Annotated in this window: 18 protein-coding genes; 10 read left to right on the forward strand and 8 right to left on the reverse strand. The window is 66.4% G+C overall.

Annotated elements, in window-relative coordinates:
* Positions 1–192 precede the first annotated feature (192 nt).
* Complete coding sequence (locus AUP43_RS11115) at positions 193–1,392, forward strand: MFS transporter (protein ID WP_067556688.1); 1,200 nt, start codon at positions 193–195, stop codon at positions 1,390–1,392.
* A gap of 4 nt (positions 1,393–1,396) precedes the next feature.
* On the opposite strand, the gene AUP43_RS11120 is transcribed toward AUP43_RS11115, so the two are convergent.
* Both AUP43_RS11120 and AUP43_RS11125 read right to left on the reverse strand, forming a co-directional pair.
* On the reverse strand, positions 1,397–2,053 hold the full coding sequence (locus AUP43_RS11120) for a class I SAM-dependent methyltransferase (protein WP_232315065.1): 657 nt from the start codon (positions 2,051–2,053) through the stop codon (positions 1,397–1,399).
* Positions 2,054–2,243: 190 nt separating this feature from the next.
* Positions 2,244–3,446: a BaiN/RdsA family NAD(P)/FAD-dependent oxidoreductase gene (locus AUP43_RS11125; RefSeq protein ID WP_067556741.1), complete on the reverse strand. Its 1,203-nt coding sequence runs from the start codon at positions 3,444–3,446 to the stop codon at positions 2,244–2,246.
* A gap of 112 nt (positions 3,447–3,558) precedes the next feature.
* On the opposite strand from AUP43_RS11125, the gene AUP43_RS11130 reads away from it, so the two are divergent.
* On the forward strand, positions 3,559–4,512 hold the full coding sequence (locus tag AUP43_RS11130) for an SMP-30/gluconolactonase/LRE family protein (RefSeq protein WP_198154885.1): 954 nt from the start codon (positions 3,559–3,561) through the stop codon (positions 4,510–4,512).
* A gap of 102 nt (positions 4,513–4,614) precedes the next feature.
* Positions 4,615–5,958, forward strand: coding sequence for a hypothetical protein (locus AUP43_RS11135; RefSeq protein ID WP_067556698.1), 1,344 nt, complete (start codon positions 4,615–4,617; stop codon positions 5,956–5,958).
* Here AUP43_RS11135 and AUP43_RS11140 read toward each other — a convergent pair.
* From AUP43_RS11140 to AUP43_RS11155, 4 genes are all read right to left on the reverse strand, one after another.
* Positions 5,955–6,773 carry an ABC transporter permease gene (locus AUP43_RS11140; protein ID WP_067556701.1) on the reverse strand — a complete coding sequence of 273 codons (819 nt, stop codon included), beginning with the start codon at positions 6,771–6,773 and terminating at the stop codon, positions 5,955–5,957. The genes AUP43_RS11135 and AUP43_RS11140 overlap by 4 nt on opposite strands.
* Before the next feature lie 11 nt (positions 6,774–6,784).
* A complete protein-coding gene (locus AUP43_RS11145; protein ID WP_067556703.1) occupies positions 6,785–8,008 on the reverse strand; it encodes an ABC transporter permease in 1,224 nt (407 codons plus the stop codon).
* Between the two features lie 64 nt (positions 8,009–8,072).
* Positions 8,073–9,125 (reverse strand): ABC transporter substrate-binding protein, encoded by a 1,053-nt coding sequence (locus AUP43_RS11150; RefSeq protein ID WP_067556706.1) that lies wholly within the window; start codon positions 9,123–9,125, stop codon positions 8,073–8,075.
* 53 nt (positions 9,126–9,178) lie between these two features.
* Positions 9,179–10,303, reverse strand: a complete 1,125-nt coding sequence (locus tag AUP43_RS11155; protein WP_067556708.1) for an ABC transporter ATP-binding protein — start codon at positions 10,301–10,303, stop codon at positions 9,179–9,181.
* A gap of 270 nt (positions 10,304–10,573) precedes the next feature.
* Here AUP43_RS11155 and panB point away from each other — a divergent pair, with 270 nt between their 5' ends.
* The 3 genes from panB to AUP43_RS11170 all read left to right on the forward strand — a co-directional run bounded on the left by panB (position 10,574) and on the right by AUP43_RS11170 (position 12,874).
* Complete coding sequence (panB, locus tag AUP43_RS11160) at positions 10,574–11,410, forward strand: 3-methyl-2-oxobutanoate hydroxymethyltransferase (protein ID WP_067556711.1); 837 nt, start codon at positions 10,574–10,576, stop codon at positions 11,408–11,410.
* Between the two features lie 15 nt (positions 11,411–11,425).
* Positions 11,426–12,271, forward strand: coding sequence for a pantoate--beta-alanine ligase (panC, locus tag AUP43_RS11165; RefSeq protein ID WP_067556714.1), 846 nt, complete (start codon positions 11,426–11,428; stop codon positions 12,269–12,271).
* Between the two features lie 198 nt (positions 12,272–12,469).
* Positions 12,470–12,874, forward strand: a complete 405-nt coding sequence (locus tag AUP43_RS11170) for a response regulator (RefSeq protein ID WP_157089324.1) — start codon at positions 12,470–12,472, stop codon at positions 12,872–12,874.
* Here the strand turns inward: AUP43_RS11170 and AUP43_RS11175 are convergent.
* Positions 12,871–13,887 (reverse strand): histidine kinase dimerization/phospho-acceptor domain-containing protein, encoded by a 1,017-nt coding sequence (locus tag AUP43_RS11175; RefSeq protein WP_067556719.1) that lies wholly within the window; start codon positions 13,885–13,887, stop codon positions 12,871–12,873. The two genes, AUP43_RS11170 and AUP43_RS11175, sit on opposite strands and share 4 nt — an antisense overlap.
* 202 nt (positions 13,888–14,089) lie before the next feature.
* Between AUP43_RS11175 and AUP43_RS11180 the strand changes: the two genes are divergently transcribed.
* The 4 genes from AUP43_RS11180 to msrA all read left to right on the forward strand — a co-directional run bounded on the left by AUP43_RS11180 (position 14,090) and on the right by msrA (position 17,735).
* The gene (locus AUP43_RS11180; RefSeq protein WP_067556722.1) at positions 14,090–15,586 is read left to right on the forward strand and encodes a sensor histidine kinase; all 1,497 of its coding nucleotides are present in this window, start codon (positions 14,090–14,092) and stop codon (positions 15,584–15,586) included.
* On the forward strand, positions 15,583–16,029 hold the full coding sequence (locus AUP43_RS11185) for a response regulator (RefSeq protein ID WP_067556726.1): 447 nt from the start codon (positions 15,583–15,585) through the stop codon (positions 16,027–16,029). The genes AUP43_RS11180 and AUP43_RS11185 overlap by 4 nt, the downstream gene beginning before the upstream one ends.
* Positions 16,030–16,033: 4 nt before the next feature.
* The gene (locus AUP43_RS11190; protein ID WP_067556729.1) at positions 16,034–17,068 is read left to right on the forward strand and encodes a histidine kinase dimerization/phosphoacceptor domain -containing protein; all 1,035 of its coding nucleotides are present in this window, start codon (positions 16,034–16,036) and stop codon (positions 17,066–17,068) included.
* 61 nt (positions 17,069–17,129) lie between these two features.
* The gene (gene msrA, locus AUP43_RS11195; RefSeq protein ID WP_084462739.1) at positions 17,130–17,735 is read left to right on the forward strand and encodes a peptide-methionine (S)-S-oxide reductase MsrA; all 606 of its coding nucleotides are present in this window, start codon (positions 17,130–17,132) and stop codon (positions 17,733–17,735) included.
* On the opposite strand, the gene AUP43_RS11200 is transcribed toward msrA, so the two are convergent.
* Entirely contained in the window at positions 17,732–19,900 is a 2,169-nt protein-coding gene (locus tag AUP43_RS11200; RefSeq protein WP_067556731.1) for a CHASE domain-containing protein, read from the reverse strand. The two genes, msrA and AUP43_RS11200, sit on opposite strands and share 4 nt — an antisense overlap.
* Positions 19,901–19,947 lie beyond the last annotated feature (47 nt).

Below are 19,947 nucleotides of genomic sequence, written 5' to 3' on the forward strand. Positions count from 1 at the left end.
GAAGCGGCGTCTCGAAGGACAAGGCGGCAAGCGGACGCTGTACCGCATTCCCCTATCCTCTTCCGGGGCGAGGGGCTGGAGGGAGACAACCCTGCGCCGCGTTCCGGGTGCTTGCGCCGGCCGGGCCGCTGGGCTTTGCTGGAGTCAACGCCCGCGCCATGACGGGCGAGACGCCGCCGGAGGGAATCGTCAGTGCCGATCTGGGCGACCGCGCTTGCCGCGACCTTCACGATTCAGGCCGTGGGGGCGTTTCTGCTGTTCTCCGTGCCGGTGATCGGGCCGCTCTTGACGGCGCGGGCCGGCGTGTCGGCCGAGACCATCGGCTATCTCTCCTCGATTATGTCGGGCGGCATCTGCTGGTTCCTGGCCGGCGGCGGGCCGATGCTGGAGCGCTTCGGCGCGATCCGGCTGTTGCAGATCGGGCTGATCCTGTGCGCGCTGGGCTTCGCCGGCATCGGCTATGGCTGGTGGCCGCTGGCGGTGGTGGGCGCGCTGGTGCTGGGCTTCGGCTACGGCACCAACAGCCCGGCCGGCAGCCAGACGCTAAGCCGCACCGCGCCGCCGGGCCACCGGGTGCTGATCTTCTCGCTGAAGCAGGCCGGCGTGCCGCTGGGGGCGGCGCTGTCCGGCCTGGTGATCGCCCCGCTGGCGGCGACCTACGGGCTGGAGGCGGCGGTCGGGCTGGCGGTGGGCGTCAGCCTTCTGGCCATCCTGGCGGTGCAGCCGACGCGCAGGGCGCTGGACGACGAGCAGACGGCGACACGGCGGTTCGACTGGGTGCGCGCCCTGCTGTCCTGGCGCACGGTGGTGCGCTCCATCGCCCTGCTGAAGGGCCATCAGGCGCTGCCGATGCTGACCGCGCTGGGCGTGGCCTTCGCCATCCTGCAAGCCTGCCTGACGGCCTTCCTGGTGACCTATGTGGTGACGCGCCACGGCTTCACCCTGGCGCAGGGCGGCATGGTGGCGGCGGTGCTGCAGGGCTCGAACCTGGTGGCGCGGATCGTCCTGGGTTGGCTGGCCGACCGGCTGGGCGATTCGATGCGCCATCTGTCGGTCCAGGCGCTGGTCGCGGCGGCGGCGCTGGTGGCGCTGGCGCTCTATGTGCCGGACTCGCCCGGCGATCCGCTGTTGTACCTGCTTGTCGCGCTGGCCGGCTTCACCGGCATCAGCTGGAACGGCATTCATATGGCGGAGGTGGCGCGCCTGGCCCCGTCCGGCCGGGTCAGCGACGTAACCTCGGCCGCCGCCCTGTTCGGCTTTACCGGATCGGTGGCCGGGCCGCTGCTGTTCGCCTGGGGGGTGACGCTGACCGGCAGCTACGCGCTGGTCTATTGCGCGGTTGCCGGTCAGCTCGCGCTGATGGGGCTGCTGTGCTGGCGGGTGCGCGCCTAGAGGGCTATTCGGCCGCCGAGGAGGGGCTGGTGGCCAGCTTGTAGCCGCCCTGATAGCCCAGCTGGCGGGTCGCGTTCGTCGCCGGGGCCGCGCGGTTGCGGAAATGCACGAGGCGCCAATAGCCGAACATGTTCACCGGCTGCACCCGCACCAGCTCCAGCTCCGCCAGGTCGAGCAGGGTCTGCAGTTCGAAATCCGGGTGGAAGCCGATCTGCGTGGCGAGCGGCGACACCGCCTTCTCGAAGCCGCGCAGCAGTCGGTGGTCGGAGGCGAAGTGGTTCACGAACAGGATGTCGCCGCCCTCGACGCAGACCCGGCGCATCTCCGCGATCATGCGGGCCGGATCGCCGACCACGGAGGCGACATACATGCCGACCACGCAATTGAAGCTGTCATTGGCGAAGGACATCGCCTCGGCGTCCATCTCCATCAGGCCCTTCACCTGGGCGAGGCCGCGCATCTCCACCTTCTCGCGCGCCTTCTCCAGCATCTCGGCCGAAATATCGATGCCATGCACCTCGGCATCCGCCCGGTACTGGTGCAGCGACAGGCCGGTGCCGACGCCGACTTCCAGGATTCGCTGACCCGGCTGCGTGTTCACCGCCGCCACCGCCGCCTTCCGCCCCGGTTCGAACACCGCCCCGAACAACCGGTCATACACGGCCGCATACCGCCGATACGCGGCCTTAACCTCTTCGGTTCCGAGTAGAGTCTTCATCGTAGGGGGGAGCGCTCCTGCGGGCGAGTGATTGACATGATTGCATCCAGATAGGGATGGATTGTGGCAGATCAACGACTGGAGGGGAATCGGGTGCGTTGAGGATAGCGCCGATTCTCGCGGATCGGTGATGTTATGCCACCTGGCCTGCTACCCATCCCGACGACCAGGCCCACTGAAAATTATACCCTCCTAACCATCCCGTCACATCAACAACTTCGCCGATGAAGAACAGACCGGGCACCCTCTTGGCCTGCATTGTCTTGGAGTCCAGCTCGGCGGTGTCGATGCCGCCCAGCGTGACCTCGGCGGTGCGGTAGCCCTCGCTGCCGGCCGGGGCGACGCGCCAATCCTGGGCGGCGGCGGCGAGGCGGCGCAGGCGCTTGTCGGAGAGGTCGGCCAGGGTCTTGGCCGGTGCCAGGGAAGTTTCCTCCTCGGCCAGCAGCTGGGCGAGGCGTTTCGGCAGATGGGCGGCCAGCGCGGTCTGCGGGGCCTGGCGGCCATTCTCGGCGCGGGCGGCGCGCAGCGCCTCGTACAGATCGAGGCCGGGCAGCAGGCGCACCGCGATCTCGCCGCCCTCGCGCCAGTAGGAGGAGATTTGCAGGATCGACGGGCCGCTGAGGCCGCGATGGGTGAACAGCAGCCCTTCTTGGAAGGTGGTTTTGCCCGAGGACACCGCCGCCTCCACCGAGACGCCGGAGAGCGGCTTCAGCCGGGCCAGCATCTGCGGCTCGAAGGTCAGCGGCACCAGGGCCGGCCGGGTCTCGGTGACGGCGATGCCGAAGCGTCGGGCAAGGTCGTAGCCCCAGCCGGTCGCGCCCATCTTCGGGATCGACTTGCCGCCGCTGGCGACAATGAGCGAGGCGCATGCGAGCCGCGCGCCGTCCGACAGGGTGAGGTCGAACCCCTCGCCCTGGCGCTCCACCGCCGATACGGAGACGCCCAGCCGCAGCTCGGCCCCGGCGGCGCGCATCTCGCCCAGCAGCATGTCGATGATCTGCGTCGAGGGGCCGTCGCAAAAGAGCTGCCCCAGCGTCTTTTCGTGGAAGGCGATGCCGTGGCGCTGCACCAGCGCGATGAAATCCTGCTGGGTGTAGCGCCGCAGCGCCGAGATGCAGAAGGACGGGTTCTGCGACAGGTAATTGGCCGGTGTGGCGTGCAGATTGGTGAAGTTGCAGCGCCCGCCGCCGGAAATGCGGATTTTCTCCCCCGGCGCGCGCGCATGGTCGAGCACCAGGACGGAGCGGCCGCGCCGGCCGGCCTGGGCGGCGCAGAACAGCCCGGCCGCGCCCGCGCCGACCACCACCGCATCCCAAGTCTCGCGCGTTTTCGCCATGGCGCGGACCATAGGCGGCGCGGCCGGGGCGGATCAACCGGGAATGCGCGCGCCGGCTTGTCCGCGCCGGGCCGGGCGGTATAGGCTTTCGCCCATGACCCAGGAAAACCCCATGACCGCCGGCTGGCGCGAGCATCCGCGCTACCCCGACCTCGCCATCGAAACGCTCGATCCGCGCTTCGATAAATACCGCCTGTTCAGCGCCGCGGTGGAGCGGCTCTATACCGGCTGCCGCTGGGCCGAGGGGCCGGTCTGGGTCGGCGACGGACGCTATTTGCTGTGGAGCGACATCCCGAACAACCGCATCCTGAAATGGGAGGAGGAGACCGGGCAGGTCAGCCTCTATCGTAAGCCGTCGGACCATGCCAACGGCCATACCCGCGACCGGCAGGGCCGGCTGATCACCTGCGAGCATGGCGGGCGGCGCATCACCCGCACCGAATATGACGGCCGCATCACCGTGCTGATGGATAACTGGCAGGGCAAGCGTCTCAACTCGCCCAACGATGTGGTGGTGAAGTCGGACGGCTCGATCTGGTTCACCGATCCGCCCTTCGGCATTCTGGGGGATTATGAGGGCCACAAATCGGAGCCGGAGCTGGGCCACGCGGTCTACCGCATCGATGGCCAGACCGGGCAGGCCAGCGTGGTGGCCGACGATGTGCTGGGGCCGAACGGGCTGTGCTTCTCGCCGGACGAGTCGATCCTGTATGTCGTCGAATCGCGCGGCGTGCCCTATCGCAAGATCCTGGCCTACGATGTTTCGGCCGACGGCAGCGGCATTTCCGGCAAGCGGGTGCATATCGATGCCGGGCCGGGCGGCACGCCGGACGGCATGCGCTGCGATATCGACGGCAATCTCTGGTGCGGCTGGGGCATGGGCACGGCGGCGCTGGACGGCGTGCTGGTCTTCGCGCCGGACGGCACGAAGATCGGCCGCATCGCCCTGCCGGAACGCTGCGCCAATGTTTGCTTCGGCGGACTGAAGCGGAACCGGCTGTTCATGGCCGCCAGCCAGTCGATCTACGCGCTCTACGTGAACACCCAGGGCGTCGCCGGGGGCTGATGCCCGCCCCTGCATGCAAGGGGCGCGATATTCTCAAGGTAGAATCGTCTGCGCGCCGTGCATTATGCGCCCTTCGGGACACGGCAAGGATTGGCAGGGGCGATGAGTGACGGCGCGATAGCATCGATCAACCGTCGAATCATCCCGCTGATCATCTTCCTGCTCTGGCTGCTGGCCGCGACCGATGCGCTGACCGGCTGGCGGCCGGCGATCATGGCCGCCGCCTTCGTGGCGATCGCGGTCGGCCTGTGGGCCGGCGCCACCCGGCGCGGCTATGCCCGGTTCGCGGTCATCGTGTTCGGCGGCTCTGCCTTCCTGATGATCGCGCGCACCGGCAATTGGCAGGCCGGGCTGGCGGGGGCGGAGAATGCGGCCCGCTTCGTCGCCTTTCTGGGCTGCCTGCATTTGCTGCGCGCCATCGTGCAGACCTCGCCCTCCATGCCGGCGGTGCAGGAAAGCTTCATCGCCTTCCGCCTGCAGGCCAAGCGCGGCGCGCTGCAGCTTCTGTCCGCCATATTCTCGCTGCCGCTGGCGATTGGCGCGATCAGCGTTATCGCCCCTTTCGTGTCGCGCGAGCCGGACGACGAAATCCGGCTGGACGCCGCAAGCTGGGCGATGCGCGGCCTGGCCTTCGCGGTATTTTTCTCCCCCTTCACCGTGGCGATGGGCATCGTTACCGCTTCGCTGCCGGGCATCGATTTGCCGCTGCTGATGGGGGCGGGATTCCTGCTCTGCGCGGCGCTGATGGCGATTCCGCATCTGATCGGCCAGGCCAGGCTGCCGCGCAGCCTGCCGAAGAGCTTCTGGGTGGCCTTGTGGAACGTGCTGCTGCCGGTGTGGCTGATCGTCATCGCCAATCTGACGCTGGTATTCGCCGGCGGCATGAGCACGGTGCAGGCGGCGATCCTGATCGTGCCGGTCTTCGCGCTGGGCGTGGCGCTGCTGTCGCCGATGCTGGTGCCGGCGGCCAAGGGGCGCGGCCAGACCATGACCAAGATGATCCGCCAGACCGTCGCCAGCTTCGACAATGAGATCGCGGTCTTCATGTCGGCCCTGTGCTTCGCCGCCGGCGTGACCGCGACGCCGGAGGTGAACGCGCTGATCCACCACGCGACCGAGGTGCTGGGCCCGGCGGCGCTGATCGTCGTCTCGCTGGCGGGCATCGCCCTGGTGTCGTCGCTGGGGCTGCATATGGCGGTGCCGACCAGCGTGTTCCTCACCCTGTTCGGCCCCAGCATGCCCGATGCGCTGCATCTGGCGGCCCTCGGCCTGGCCGGGCTGCTGGGCTGGGCCTATGGCACCATGTCGGCGATGGGCTCGCTGGCCTTCCTGATCTGCGCCAATCTGTTCGGCGTGCCGGCTCGGCGGCTGGCCTTCGGCCACAACATGTACTTCATGCAGGGCGTGTTCGTGCTGTACGCCGCGGCGGTGCTGATCTTCCTTTAGTGCTTCGCCCCGCGCAGGCGTTCGTTGCGACGGCGCAACAATTCCAGCGTTGCCAGCAGCGCCAGCGACACCAGGATCATGATGGTGGCGACGGCGGTGATGGTCGGGCTGATATTCTCGCGCAGGCCGGAGAACATCTCGCGCGGCAAGGTGCGCTGCGTCGGCCCGGCGACCAGCAGCACCACGACCACCTCGTCGAAGCTGGTGGCGAAGGCGAACAGCCCGCCCGAGGCCACGCCCGGGCCGATCAGCGGCAGGGTCACCCGGCGGAACGCGGTCACCGGGTGCGCCCCCAGGCTGGCTGCCGCGCGCAGCAGGTTCAAATCGAACCCCTGCAGGGTCGCGCTGACGGTGATCACCACGAAGGGGGCGCCCAAGGCCGTATGGGCCAGGATCAGGCCGGGATATGTGGCGGTCAGCCCCATCGGCGCGAAGAACAGGTAGAAGCCGACGCCGGTGATGACCAGCGGCACGATGATCGGGGAGAGCACCAGTGCCATGATCAGCCCCTTGCCGGGGAAGTTCGTGCGCGCCAGCCCCAGGCTGGCCAGCGTGCCCAGCGCTGTCGCCAGCACCGCCGAGGCGCCGCCGATGATGAAGCTGTTCTTCAAGGCCCGCAGCCATGAGTCGCTGGCGAAAAATTCCCGGTACCAGCGCAGCGAGAAGCCCTCCAGCGGATAGGTCAGGAAGGTGCTGGAATTGAAGGAGAGTGGGATGATCGCCAGGATCGGCGCCATCAGGAAGAACAGCACCAGGCCGGAGACGCCATAGAGCAGCGCGGTCCAGATTTTCTCTTCCCCCGTGCGGTTATGCATCGGCGTCTCCCTCAGCCGACCCGCATGCCGGCGCTGCCGGACAGGCGGTTATAGAGCGCGTAGAGAATCAGCGTCGCCGTCAGCAGCACCGCGCCAAGGGCGGCGGCCATGCCCCAATTCACCGTGTCGGAGGTATAGAAGGCGATGAAATAGCTGATCATCTGGTCGGCGGCCCCGCCAACCAGCGCCGGCGTGATGTAGTAGCCCAGCGCCAGGATGAAGACGAGCAGCGCCCCGGCGGCGATGCCCGGCGCGGTCAGCGGCAGATACACCTTCACGAAGGCCCGCGTGGGGCTGGCCCCCAGCGAGGTGGCGGCGCGCATATAGGCCGGCGAAATGCCCTTCATCACCGCATAGAGCGGCAGGATCATGAAGGGCAGCAGCACATGCGTCATGGCGACATAGACGCCGATCCGGTTGTAGATCAGGCGCACCGGCTGGTCGATCAGCCCCAGCCAGATCATCGCCTCGTTCACCAATCCTTGCTCTTGCAGCAGCACGATCCAGGCGGCGGTGCGCACCAGCAGCGAGGTCCAGAAGGGCAGCAGCACCAGAATCATCAGCGGGTTGGCCAGCCGCGTCGGCAGGGTGGCCAGCAGATAGGCGACCGGGAAGCCCAGCGCCAGGCAGAGCAGCGTGACGACCAGCGATACGGTGAAAGTGCGCAGCAGGATATCGACATAGACCGCCTGGTTCGACGGCACGGACACGATATCGCCGCCGGCGGTGCGCTTCAGGTCGAGCGCTTGCAGCAGGTAGAAACCGGTCAGCGGGCCGCTGGCCTGGGCGACCGCGCCCCACAGCTCGACATCGCCCCAGCGCGGCTCGGCCTCGATGATGGCCTGCTTCCAGCTCCCGGCGCTGTCGGGCAGCTTGCGCGCGGTGCCGAACACCAGCGAGCGGCCATTATCGATGGCATAGTTCAGCCGCCGTGCGGCGGTCGCCAGCGAGCGGTTCTCGCGGCTTTCCGCCAGGTCGGCGGCAAGGGCGGCGAACAGCGCCTCGTCGGGCAGCCGGCTGCGATTCTCCCAATCCCCGATCTGCTGGGCCACGCGCGGCCACACGCCGGCCAGCTCCGTATCGTGGACGCTGCGCCGCAGCATGTCGCCGATCGGAATCACGAAGGTGACGATCAGGAACAGCAGCAGCGGCAGCACCAGCAGGAAGGCGCGCCGCTTGCGCGCCCGCTCGGCGCGGCGCAGCTCGGCTTTCAGCCCGGTTGCGGCAATGCTCATGAAACTCTGATATTGCGGTCGGGAACGGCGGGCGCGTGATCCGCGCCCGCCGGGTGGAAGGCGATCAGTTCACCGCTGCCCATTTGTTGAAGCGCTCGGTCAGCCGGTCGACATTCTCCAGCCAGAACTCGTCGCTGATGACCACCGCATTGGCCATATTCTCGTCGGCGGTCGGCAGATCCTTCAGCCGGGCCGGGTCGATCAGCTTGTTCGCCCCCTTGTTGGTGACGCCATAGGCGATGGCGACCGGCAGCTTGGCCTGGTTCTCCGCCTTGCCGATGAAGTCCAGCAGCTTGTAGGCGGCGTCCTTGTTCGGCGTGCCCTTCAGGATCACCCAGGTGTCCAGGGTGAACAGGCTGCCGTTCCAGACGGTGCCGAAATTGCGCTTGTCGGTCTTGTTCGCGGCGTCGATGCGGCCGTTATAGACCGAGGTCATCACCACCTCGCCGGAGGCCAGAAGCTGCGGCGGCTGCGCGCCCGCCTTCCAGAAGATCAGATCGTTGCGGATCGAATCCAGCTTCTTGAAGGCGCGGTCCACCCCTTCCGGCGTGCCCAGAACCTTATAGACCTCGGACGGCTTCACCCCGTCGCCGATCAGCGCGAACTCCAAGGTGGATTTCGGGCCGGCGCGCAGCGCCCGCTTGCCGGGGTATTTCTTGGTGTCGAAGAAATCGGCCCAGTTTTTCGGCCCGTCCTTCAGCTTGTCGCGGTCATAGCCCATGACGAAGCTGTAGACGATGGCGCCGACGCCGCATTCATGCACGGCGGCCGGAATATAGGCGTCCTTGCCGCCGATCTTGGAATAATCGATGGTCTCGTACAGCCCTTCCTCGCAGCCCAGCGCCAGCTCCTCGGATTCCACCTGGACCACGTCCCAGGTATTGTTGCCGCCTTCCACCTTGGCGCGCAGCACGCCGATGCCGCCATCCCAGCTCTCGTCGAGCAGCGGCAGGCCGCTGGCCTTCTTGAACGGCTCGAAATAGACCTCCTTCTGCGCCGCCTGATAGGCGCCGCCCCAGGAGACGACGGTGAGATCGCGCGCCTGCGCCATTCCCATCGTGCCGACCAGCAGCGCTGTCGCCAGCGTGCCGATCATCAACTTACCGGTTTGCTTCATCTTTCTTCTCCCTGTTATCGGGCCCGCAAAGGGCCCCTTTCCCTGTCGTCAGATCAGGAGGCTTCGGCCAAGGCGCGGACCGGCTTGTCCAGTGGGTCCAGGGCCAGGCAATCCGCGATGGCGAAGCTGATCTCCAGCCGCTCCCCGGCGCGCGGAATCGGCCGGTCGGCGCGGAAGCGCATCTTCACCATGAATTCCTCGTTGCCGGCGACCGCCAGGCGGATGCGCACATGGTCGCCATGATAGATCGTCTCGCGCACCTGCGCCGGCAACGCGTTGGGGTAGAGCTCGGAAGCCGGGGCCAGATGCACCTTCTCCGGCCGGAAGGACAGGCTGGTGCGGCTGCCGGCGCCGGCCACGTTCACCGCCCGCGCGCGCACTTCCGCGCCATCCTCCAGGCGCACCGCGCAATCCTGGCCCTCGATGCGCTCGATGCGGCCGTGCAGCGCGTTGCTCTCGCCGATGAAATGGGCGACGAAGCTGTTCTGTGGCGATTCGTACACCGCCTCCGGCGCGTCGATCTGCTGGATCATGCCGTCATTGAACACGGCGATCCGGTCCGACATGGTCAGCGCTTCCGACTGGTCGTGGGTGACGTAGACGACGGTGACGCCCAGGCTTTCGTGGATATGCTTGATCTCGATCTGCATATGCTCGCGCAGCTGCTTGTCCAGCGCGCCCAGCGGCTCGTCCATCAGCACCAGCTTCGGCTCGAACACCAGGGCGCGGGCCAGCGCCACGCGCTGCTGCTGACCGCCGGAGAGCTGCGCCGGGTGGCGCTGCGCCATGCCGTCCAGCCGCACCATGTCGAGCGCCTTCGCCACCCGCTCCCGCTGCTCGGCGCGGCTCAGGCCACGCACCGACAGCGGGAAGCCGACATTCTCTTCCACGCTCATATGCGGGAACAGCGCATAATTCTGAAACACCATGCCGATGTCGCGCTTGTGCGGCGGCAGCTTCGCCAGGCTACGGCCCTCCAGCACGATGTCGCCGCGGGTCGGCGTCTCGAAGCCGGCCAGCATCATCAGCGACGTGGTCTTGCCCGATCCCGACGGTCCCAGCAGGGTCAGGAACTCCCCCCGGCGGATATCGAGGTTGAGATCCTTTACGACCAGATTTTCCCCGTCATAGGTCTTCTGGACGCCCTGGAAGGACACCAGAATATCTGTTTGGGACATGATCACTCTCGTCGCCGAAAGCCGGCGTTCCGGGAAACAGCGCAGAGCAGCGCGCGACGGTTGCTTAGTGTTTCGCTGCCTTGCGGCATCGTCCAGAAAAATCGTCAGACAGGCGAGACGCCATGCCAGCGAAACGATGGACAGCGCAGCCATGCAACAGGCGCTTTTCGCACCTGCGAACAGTCGATTGACCCCCGATATGGTCGCGGGCTACGGTGCCGTTCGGCCAGAAGAGCCATGCGATCAAAGAAGAACCACCGGGGGAATGCCATGCGAACGACGATTCGCGACATCCAGAAAATGAAGCGCGACGGCGTCGCGATCCCGATGATCACCGCCTATGAATATACGGCGGCGCAGCTTGTCGACCGGGCCGGCATACCGATGATCCTAGTCGGCGATTCCATGGGCATGGTGGTCCATGGCCATCCCAGCACCCTGCCGGTGACGCTGGACGATATCGTGCGTCATGCCGCATCCGTTGTGCGCGGCAGCACGCAGGCGCTGGTCGTCGCCGACCTGCCGTTCCTCACCTACGCCACGCCGGAGCACGCCGTCGCCGCCGCGCAGCGGCTGATGCAGCAGGCTGGCGTGCAGGCGGTGAAGCTGGAGGGTGGTGCCCCCATCGTTTCCGCCGTGCGCCGGCTGACCGAACTGGGCGTGCCGGTGATGGGCCATCTGGGCTATACCCCGCAATCGGAGAATCAGATCGGCATCCGCGTGCAGGGCAAGCAGGCCGACGAAGCGGCGACGCTGATCGCCGACGCGCTGGCGCTGCAGGAAGCCGGGGCCTTCGCCATCGTGCTGGAGCTGGTGCCGGCGGCGCTGGCCGAGGCGGTGACCCAGCGGCTGGAGATTCCCACCATCGGCATCGGCGCGGGCGTGCATTGCGACGGTCAGGTGCAGGTGTGGCACGATCTGCTGGGCCTGTATGGCGATAAGTCGCCGCGCCACGCCAAGCGCTATGCGGAGATTGGCGCGGCCATCGAGACGGCGCTTAAGGATTATGCCGGCGAGGTCGCCGAGCGCAGCTTCCCGACCGCCGCCAACAGCGCGAAGATGGAGCCGGAGGCGCTGAACGCGGCGCTGGCCGCCCTGAAGGGCTGAGCGGGAGCCACGTCCATGCAGATCGCCCGTACCGTCGAGGAATTCCGCGCGCTGCGCGCCAGCGTGCCGGCGCTGGGCGTGGTGCCGACCATGGGCTTCCTGCATGAGGGGCATCTGAGCCTGGTGCGCCGGGCCAAGGCGGAATGCGGTGCAGCGGCGGCCACTATCTTCGTGAACCCGACGCAATTCGCCGCCAACGAGGATTTCTCCACCTATCCGCGCAGCCTGGAGCGCGATTTGGAATTGCTGCGCGCCGAGGGCTGCGACTTCGTATTTGCACCCGACCGGGTGGAGGCGATGTATCCGCCCGGCTTCGACATCCGCATCGCCGTGGGCGGGGTGACGACGATGCTGGAAGGGGCGGTGCGGCCCGGCCATTTCGACGGCGTGGCCACGGTGGTCGCCAAGCTTTTGAACATCACCCAGCCGACGCGCGCCTATTTCGGCCAGAAGGACGCGCAGCAATGCGTGGTGGTGCGCAAGCTGGTGCGCGATCTGAACATGCCGACCGAGATTGTCGTCTGCCCGACCGTGCGCGAGGCCGACGGGCTGGCGATGAGCAGCCGCAACGCCTATCTGGCCCCGGCCGAGCGGCAGGCGGCCACGATTCTGATCCGCGCCTTGCGGGCCGCCGAAGCGCTGTTCCAGGCTGGCGAGCGCGAGGCGGACGCGCTGCGCCAGGCCATGCGCGCCGTTCTGGCGGGCGAGCCGATGGCTGTCGTCGAGTATGTCAGCGCCGCCCATCCGGAGAGTTTGGCGGAGCTGGAGCGGATCGGCGCGGCGGGGGCGCTGCTGTCGCTGGCGGCACGGATCGGCAAGACCCGGCTAATCGACAATCTGGTTCTGCCGCCCGCAGGGTAGATGGCGGCTTTCGAGACGGTGGTTTTTGTATCACCGTTCCCTTAATAATGCGCCGTCTATAGTGCTAAAACGTTTGCTGGCCCGGCGGGAAAAAAAATTACGGGCCGGCGGGAACAAAATCGCGGTGGGGATATTAGGGGCTTGGCGACGCCGGGGGCGGCGCGGCTAAGCGGCTATAAAGGGGGCCAGAAGGGGTCCATGTCTGAACAGAAACAGGTGGGTCGCGGATCGATGGAAACCGTGATCCTGGTGGTGGAGGATGAGTTCATCATCCGCGACCTCGTGGTGGAGATGCTGACCGAACAAGGCTATCGCGTGCTTGACGCCGCGGATGGCCAGACCGGTCTGCGCCTGCTGCAAGAAGCGCCGCGAATCGACGTGCTGATCGCGGATGTGCGCATGCCCGGCCTGGATGGCCATCGGCTGGCCCTGGCCGCGCAAGAGCGCTGGCCCGATATCAAGATTCTGCTGACCACGGGCTTTGCCGATGCCAGCCTCTCAAAGGCCCTGACGCCGGGAATGGAGATCGTGCTGAAGCCGTTCGAAGTCGAGGCGCTGCTGGAGCGGGTCGACCGCCTGACCGAGGGCGCGTTATCCGCCTAAGTGGCCTCGGCCGGCAGGAACAGGGTCATTTCCACCGCTCCCGGCGCTGTCCGGCGGCGCGTTGCCAAACCGCCGAGCCGCTCGGCGGCGATCTGGGGGAGGGCAACATCTTCCGACATATCGATGCCAGTAGCGGCGAGGGAGACCGCCACCGCCGGCCCGGAGAATCCGTCCGGGGATTCGGCGCAATCCCATGCGCCGAGGCGCAGCGTTCCGCCATCCGGCATCAGCGCTTCCAGCGCGTAGGCCGTTTCGAGCAGGGCGAGCTGCATCTCGTCCGGCTCTATGGCGGCGGGCCGAACCGGACCGGACATCGACAGTTCGATGGTGGCGTCCTTGCCGAGAGAGGGCCGCAGGAACGCCAGGCAATCCTCCAGCACCTCGCCGATCTCCGCCGGGGCGGGGCCGCCCGCGTCGCGCCGGCCAAAATTCAGCAATTGGCGGGTCAGCTTGCTGCCGCGCAAGGCGGTATCGTGCATCATCTGGATCAGCGGGGCGGTCTGCTCCGGCGTCTTGCGGCGCTGGGCGAGTTGGGCGGCGCTGATGATCGCTGTCAGATGGTTGTTGAAATCATGGATCATCCCGGCGGTCAGCCGGCCCAGCACCGCCATGCGGCGGGCCTGCAGGTGCTGCGCCTCGACAAGGGGGTCGATCAACCGGAACAGCGCGCCAAGCTCATCCTGGCCCGGCAGCGCCCGTATCGCCGCCTGTACGGCGACCCTGGCGCCATCGGGCCGGCGGAACCGCAGTTCGGTCTCCAGCCCACTCGTCCCAGTCTCAGTCTGCATTCGCGCCCGGTGCAGCAGCCGGGCAGGCACGCCGCCGCGCTGCGCCGCCGGTTCGAACAATGTGGCGAAGGGCGCCCCCTCCAAGGCCGGAGCCGCGAAGCCTGTCGCTTCCCCCGTCGGGTCCGACCAATCGCGCAACCGGCCTTCACCGTCGATCCGGCAGACGGCATGGCCTGGCAGCGACGCGATCAGCCGGCGGTAAAACGCCTCGTCCTGAAGAGTCATGAACCCCGCCCGCCTTTCCGCGCCGCCCCTGCCGCCATGCCACTATGCTCATGTCTTGCCGGGAAACTCGTAACATCAGGTTATCGCGGCATTTGTCAGCCTGCTTCAGGCACCTCAATCAACTTTAATTAGAATGATTTCGATAGCCGTCCAATGCTATTTGCGGCATTGATGTTCTCGCTTACAGCTTGGCCAGGTTTGAATGCCGATTTCCAGCATCGCCTTTGTACGTTCCTCAGCCCTGTTCCTCTTGATCGGAGTAGCAGCCCTGCTGGGCATCGTGGCGACGAATCTGCTGCTGTTCGAGCGCACCCAGAGCTATTACGACAATGTGCTGCTTGCCCGCGATACGCGCAACATGGTGGCCTCCCTACTGTCCAGGTTGCAGGATATGGAGACCGGCCAGCGTGGTTACCTGCTGACCGGCGATGAGCCGTATCTGGCGCCCTATGAAGAGGGGAAAGCGGAGATCGAGCCGTTGCTGCAACGGCTTCGGGAGCGTATGGACGCCTATCCGGAAATCCAGCCGACGCTGAGCCAAGTCGAGACGCTGGTGACGACCAAGCTGGCGGAAATGAGGGATACGGTGAGCCTGGCCCGCGACGGCCGCCGCGCCGACGCCATGCGGCTGATCGAGACCGACCAGGGCAAGCTGCTGATGGACAATCTGCGCCAGCTGCTGAGCGACATGCAGCGGGCCATGGAACAGCGGGTGTCGGAGGAGGCCTCGGCGCAGCAATCCAGCGCCTCCCTGCTGCGCTGGACGACCATCTTCGGCGCTGTGATCATCGCCGCCGTGGTGCTGGGCGCGATCTGGATGGTGCTGCTCTATACCCGCGAGCTGGGCAATGCGCGCAAGCAGGTGGAGCAGCTGAATATCGAGCTGGAAAAAAGGGTGAAGGAGCGCACCGCCGACCTGGCGCGGGCGAATGAGGAAGTGCAGCGCTTCGCCTATATCGTCACCCACGATCTACGCGCGCCGCTGGTCAACATCATGGGTTTCACGGCCGAGCTGGAAACCAGCCTGGCCAGCTTGCAGGCCTATGTCGCCACCGTCGAGGGGCGCGAGGACGACCCGGCCTTCGCCGAGGTGAAGACGGCCGCCGACGCGGACATGCCGGAGGCGCTGGAATTCATCCGTTCCTCCACCCGCAAGATGGATGGGCTAATCAACGCCATTCTGAAGCTGTCGCGGGAGGGCCGCCGGCAATTGAAGCCGGAGCTGATCGAGCTGAACGCGATGCTGGAACAGGCGTCCGCCAATGTGCAGCACCAGATCACCGAGGCGGATGGCGAGGTGTCTCTCGATATCGCCGTGCCGACCATGATCTCCGACCGGCTGTCGCTGGAACAGGTGATCGGCAATCTGCTCGACAATGCCGTGAAATATCGCGATGCGCAGCGGCCGTTGCGCATCAGCATCGTCGCCCGGCCGGCGATCGACAATACGATCGAGCTGGAGATCGCGGATAATGGCCGTGGCATCGCCCAGCAGGATCATGACCGCGTGTTCGAGCTGTTCCGCCGCGCCGGCTCGCAGGATCAGCCGGGCGAGGGCATCGGCCTTGCCCATGTCCGCACCATGGTGCGGAACCTTGGCGGCGACATCGCGCTTGAGTCGGAATTCGGCAAGGGCACCAGTTTCAAGATCAATCTGCCGCGCGATCTGCGGGCGGCGTTGGGGAGCAGAAATTCATGAGTCAAGACGCCAAGCCCGTCACCATCGTGATGATCGAGGATGACGAGGGCCATGCCCGCCTGATCGAGCGGAACATCCGCCGGGCCGGGGTGAATAACGAGATCATCCCCTTCGTCAACGGCACCGACGCGCTGAAGTTCCTGTTCGGCGCCGATGGCTCGGGCGAGGTGCAGTCGGGCCAGCAATTGCTGATCCTGCTGGATTTGAACCTGCCGGACATGACCGGCGTGGATATCCTGCAGAAGGTAAAGAGCAACCAGCACACCAAGCGCTCCCCGGTGGTGGTGCTGACCACGACCGACGACAGCCGGGAAATCCAGCGCTGCTACGATCTGGGCGCCAATGTCTACATCACCAAGCCGGTGAATTACGACAGCTTCGCCCATGCGATCCGGCAGCTTGGCCTGTTCTTCGCGGTGATGCAGGTTCCGGAGACCGACTGACCCCATGCCTAACAAGCCGATCTGCATCCTCTATATCGACGACGATCCCGCCCTGGTGCGCCTGGCGCAACGGGTGCTGGGCCGGCGCGGTTATACGGTCGAGCATGTGACGACCGGGGAGGAAGGGCTGACGCGGCTGATGCGCGGGAATATCGACGTCGTCATTCTGGACCATCATCTGCCGACCGGCACCGGCATGGATGTGCTGGCCCGCCTGGGCGCGTGGGAGCTGGCGCCGCCGGTGGTCTATGTCACCGGTTCGGCCGATACCCGGATCGCGGTCAATGCGCTGAAGGCGGGGGCGGCCGACTATGTGCCCAAGACGGTGGCCGACGAATTTCTGGAGCTGCTGGCCAGCGCCGTCGAGCAGGCGCTGGTGCAGGCCCGGTTGGAGCGTGAGAAAGCGACCGCGGAGCGTGAGGTGCGCGAGGCGCGCGACCGTGCGGAAATCCTGCTGGGCGAGGTGAATCACCGGGTCGCCAACAGCCTGGCGCTGGTCGCCGCGCTGGTGCGCATGCAGGCATCCGCCATCGACGATACGGCGGCGCGCAACGCGCTGGAGGAGACGCAGACCCGGATTTCCGCCATCGCCGGCATCCATCGCCGGCTCTATACCTCGGAGGATGTGCGCTTCGTCGAGATCGACGAATATCTGCGCGGCCTGATCGAGGAGCTGCGGGTGTCGATGAAGGCCTCCGGCACGTTCGATATCCGCCTGGATGTGGAGCATCTGGCGGTGCCGACCGACAAGGCGGTCTCGATCGGCGTGATCGTGAACGAGCTGGTCACCAATGCCTGCAAATACGCCTATTACGGCAAGCCCACGGGGCAGATTCGCGTCGGCTTCCGCCGCGATGGCGGCAATACGGCGCTGCTGGCGGTGGAGGATGACGGCGTGGGCTGGGATGGCGAGGGCCTGCCGCGCGGCACGGGCCTGGGCAGCCGTATCGTGAAGGCGATGGCCGGCAATCTGGGCTCGTCCCTGCAATACGCCAATAGCGGCCGTGGCACCCAGGTGAAGCTGCAATTCTCGCTGTGACCCTGTAAAGCCGGCCGCGCGCAGCCTATATCCGGGTACCCCCTGGCGATTGAGGTGCAAGATGGCGTTGACGATCGATCCCTGGAGTTTCCCCGATCCGGAGCAGGATCTGCCCCCCGCTCCGCCGCCAGCCAAGGCGGTTTTGGCCGGCGGTTGCTTCTGGTGCACGGAAGCGGTCTATGCCGAGCTGGAGGGCGTGCTGTCGCTGCGGCCCGGCTATGCCGGCGGCACGGCGGAGACGGCGGATTATCGCACCGTCTGCACCGGCGCCACCGATCATGCCGAGGTTATCGAGATCACCTATGATCCGACGCGCGTCAGCTATGGCCGGCTGCTGAAGCTGTTCTTCTCCATCGCCCACGATCCGACGCAGAAGGACCGCCAGGGCGCCGATATCGGCCGGCAATACCGTTCCGCCATCTTTTACGCCAATGCGGGCGAACGCCAGGTGGCGGAGGCCTATATCCGCCAGATCGAGCGCGACGGCCTGTTCGACGCGCCAATCGAGACCACGCTGGAGCCGCTGACCGCGTTCTATGAGGCGGAGGATTATCACCACGGCTATGCCGCGCGGAACCCCAACCAGCCCTATATCCGCGCCGTCTCGACCCCGAAGGTCGAAAAGCTGCGGAAGCTGCTGAAAGGCCAGGCTGTCCGCCCCGGCTAATCGCGGCCGAGGGCGGTCCTGATTTTGATCGAGAGTTCGCGCCGGCCATAGGGCTTGTTCAGCAGGTGCATGCCGCGGTCGAGCCGGCCGTGATGCACGATCACATTTTCCGAATAGCCGGACGTGTAGAGCACGGGCAGGCCCGGCTTGATCTGCTGCGCCGCGTCGGCGAGCTGCCGGCCGTTCAGCCCGCCCGGCATGACGATGTCGGTGAAGAGCAGGTCGATTTCCGGATTGTGGCGCAACAGGTCCAGCGCTTCATGCCCATTGCGCGCCACCAGCATGTCGTAGCCCAGCGCTTCGAGCTGCGCGGCGACGTTCCGGCGCACCAGATCATCATCCTCGACCAGCAGGATCAGCGCCGATCCGCCTTCCACGACGGCCGGCGAAACCGGCTCGTGCGGCTCTGCGGTATTGTCGCTTCGGGGTAGATAGAGCCGCACGGTGGTGCCGATGCCGGGCTCCGAATAGATTTTCACATGGCCGCGCGACTGTTTCGCGAAGCCGTAGACCATGCTGAGCCCCAGGCCGCTGCCCTTGCCTTCGGTCTTGGTGGTGAAGAAGGGCTCGAAGGCGCGGGCGGCGATCTCCGGCGGCATGCCGCTGCCGGTATCGGACACGGCGATCATGACATAGTCGCCGGCCGCCACCTCGGCATGGTCGCGGGCGTAATCCGCATCAAGATGCGCATTGACCATATCGATGACCAGCTTTCCGCCACCCGGCATGGCGTCGCGGGCATTGAGGCAAAGATTCAGCAGCGCGTTCTCCAACTGGGCGGGATCGATCGTCGCTTTCCAGGGCTGCATGCCGGGCGTGACTTCCAGCTCGACATGCTCGCCCAGGCTGCGGCGCAATATATCCTCCATGCCCAGGACCAGCTCCCCCACGTCAACCTGCCGCGGGTCCAGGGGCTGGCGCCGGGCGAAGGACAGCAGACGGCCGGTCAGCTCCGAGCCACGTTCGGCCGCCGAGCGGATCATCTCCGCCAGCGCGATCAACTGCGTATCCTTCAATTTCTCCAGCAGCAATTCCGCATTGCCCAGAACCACCGTCAGCAGATTGTTGAAATCATGCGCGATGCCGCCGGTCAGCTGGCCGACCGATTCCATCTTCTGCGCCTGCAGCACCTGGATTTCCGCCTTAAGCAGCGTCTGCTCGGCCTGCCGGCGCTCGACGCCGAGGCGCAGCAGCAGCCAGGTAATGGCGAACAGGATCACGCTGATGAACAGCCCGGCGACCGCCATCGTCGATGGCGCGGCCGAGGCCGTGGCGGTGCGCAGCGCCTGACTTTCGGTGAAGATGATCGTCCATGTGCGGCCACCGAGACTAAGGCTGCCGGTGCGGCGACGTGGTTGATCCCCGGCGCTGGCCAGATGTTCCTCGTATAACAGGGTCTGCGGCGACGGTTCGGGGCCGTCATAGATCGCGAAGCTGATCAGCGTATTGCTGGTGAAGCGGATGCGGCGCATCAGATCCTGAACCCGGAACGGCGCATAGACGAAGCCTCGGATTTGCGCACGGCGCTGCTCCAGCAGGACCGGGTCGCTGCCGCCTTCATAGACCGGCAGATACATCAGGAAGCCGGGCTGCGGGTTCTCCTCATCCTCCTGCACCAGGATCACTTTTCCGGAGATGGCGGTGCTGCCGGTGTCGCGCGCCCGCTCCATGGCCTCGCGGCGGACAGGCTCGGAGAACATATCGAAGCCGAAGGCCCGGCGATTGCGCGAGGTATAGGGCTCCAGAAAAGTAATGACCCCATAAAGGGGGCGCGTGCCGGGCGGGTGGATTTGGTATTCGGGAAAGTCCTGCGCCCGAATGCGCGCTTCGTGCTCCGCCACTTCCGCAGCGCGCAGCAGCGTGGCATAGCCGATGCCTTGCACACCGCCATAGCGCTCGTGTAGCCGCAGCATGCCGACATAGGTCTGGAATTCGCCGCTGGTGACCTCCTCGGAGGCGAAGAACATGCCGGCCGCGCCGCGCAGCACCAGCTCATAGGCCATCAGCCGGCTCAGAATAGCTTCCCGCGTCGCCTCGGATTCCTGCTGGAAGCGCTGTTCCGCCCGCGCTTCGACCGAATCCTGCAAAAGCCGCCAGCTGCCATAGGTGGCGAGCAGCGCCAGTGTCAGGACGATCCAAGGCAGGGCCCGAAAAGCTGGTCTCACCGGCTCTACTCTGCTCTCTCCATTTCAGGCGTTCCTTGTGCGCCCGA

Origin of the sequence: Oceanibaculum pacificum (assembly GCF_001618175.1) — a bacterium.
GTDB lineage: Bacteria > Pseudomonadota > Alphaproteobacteria > Oceanibaculales > Oceanibaculaceae > Oceanibaculum > Oceanibaculum pacificum.

Excerpts from the sequence above, each read along its gene's own strand:
- AUP43_RS11125 (WP_067556741.1), bottom strand. The coding sequence starts at position 3,446 with ATGGCGAAAACGCGCGAGACTTGGGATGCGGTGGTGGTCGGCGCGGGC.
- AUP43_RS11130 (WP_198154885.1), top strand. The coding sequence starts at position 3,559 with ATGACCGCCGGCTGGCGCGAGCATCCGCGCTACCCCGACCTCGCCATC.
- AUP43_RS11135 (WP_067556698.1), top strand. The coding sequence starts at position 4,615 with ATGAGTGACGGCGCGATAGCATCGATCAACCGTCGAATCATCCCGCTG.
- AUP43_RS11140 (WP_067556701.1), bottom strand. The coding sequence starts at position 6,773 with ATGCATAACCGCACGGGGGAAGAGAAAATCTGGACCGCGCTGCTCTAT.
- AUP43_RS11145 (WP_067556703.1), bottom strand. The coding sequence starts at position 8,008 with ATGAGCATTGCCGCAACCGGGCTGAAAGCCGAGCTGCGCCGCGCCGAG.
- AUP43_RS11150 (WP_067556706.1), bottom strand. The coding sequence starts at position 9,125 with ATGAAGCAAACCGGTAAGTTGATGATCGGCACGCTGGCGACAGCGCTG.
- AUP43_RS11155 (WP_067556708.1), bottom strand. The coding sequence starts at position 10,303 with ATGTCCCAAACAGATATTCTGGTGTCCTTCCAGGGCGTCCAGAAGACC.
- panB (WP_067556711.1), top strand. The coding sequence starts at position 10,574 with ATGCGAACGACGATTCGCGACATCCAGAAAATGAAGCGCGACGGCGTC.
- panC (WP_067556714.1), top strand. The coding sequence starts at position 11,426 with ATGCAGATCGCCCGTACCGTCGAGGAATTCCGCGCGCTGCGCGCCAGC.
- AUP43_RS11170 (WP_157089324.1), top strand. The coding sequence starts at position 12,470 with ATGTCTGAACAGAAACAGGTGGGTCGCGGATCGATGGAAACCGTGATC.
- AUP43_RS11175 (WP_067556719.1), bottom strand. The coding sequence starts at position 13,887 with ATGACTCTTCAGGACGAGGCGTTTTACCGCCGGCTGATCGCGTCGCTG.
- AUP43_RS11180 (WP_067556722.1), top strand. The coding sequence starts at position 14,090 with ATGCCGATTTCCAGCATCGCCTTTGTACGTTCCTCAGCCCTGTTCCTC.
- AUP43_RS11185 (WP_067556726.1), top strand. The coding sequence starts at position 15,583 with ATGAGTCAAGACGCCAAGCCCGTCACCATCGTGATGATCGAGGATGAC.
- AUP43_RS11190 (WP_067556729.1), top strand. The coding sequence starts at position 16,034 with ATGCCTAACAAGCCGATCTGCATCCTCTATATCGACGACGATCCCGCC.
- msrA (WP_084462739.1), top strand. The coding sequence starts at position 17,130 with ATGGCGTTGACGATCGATCCCTGGAGTTTCCCCGATCCGGAGCAGGAT.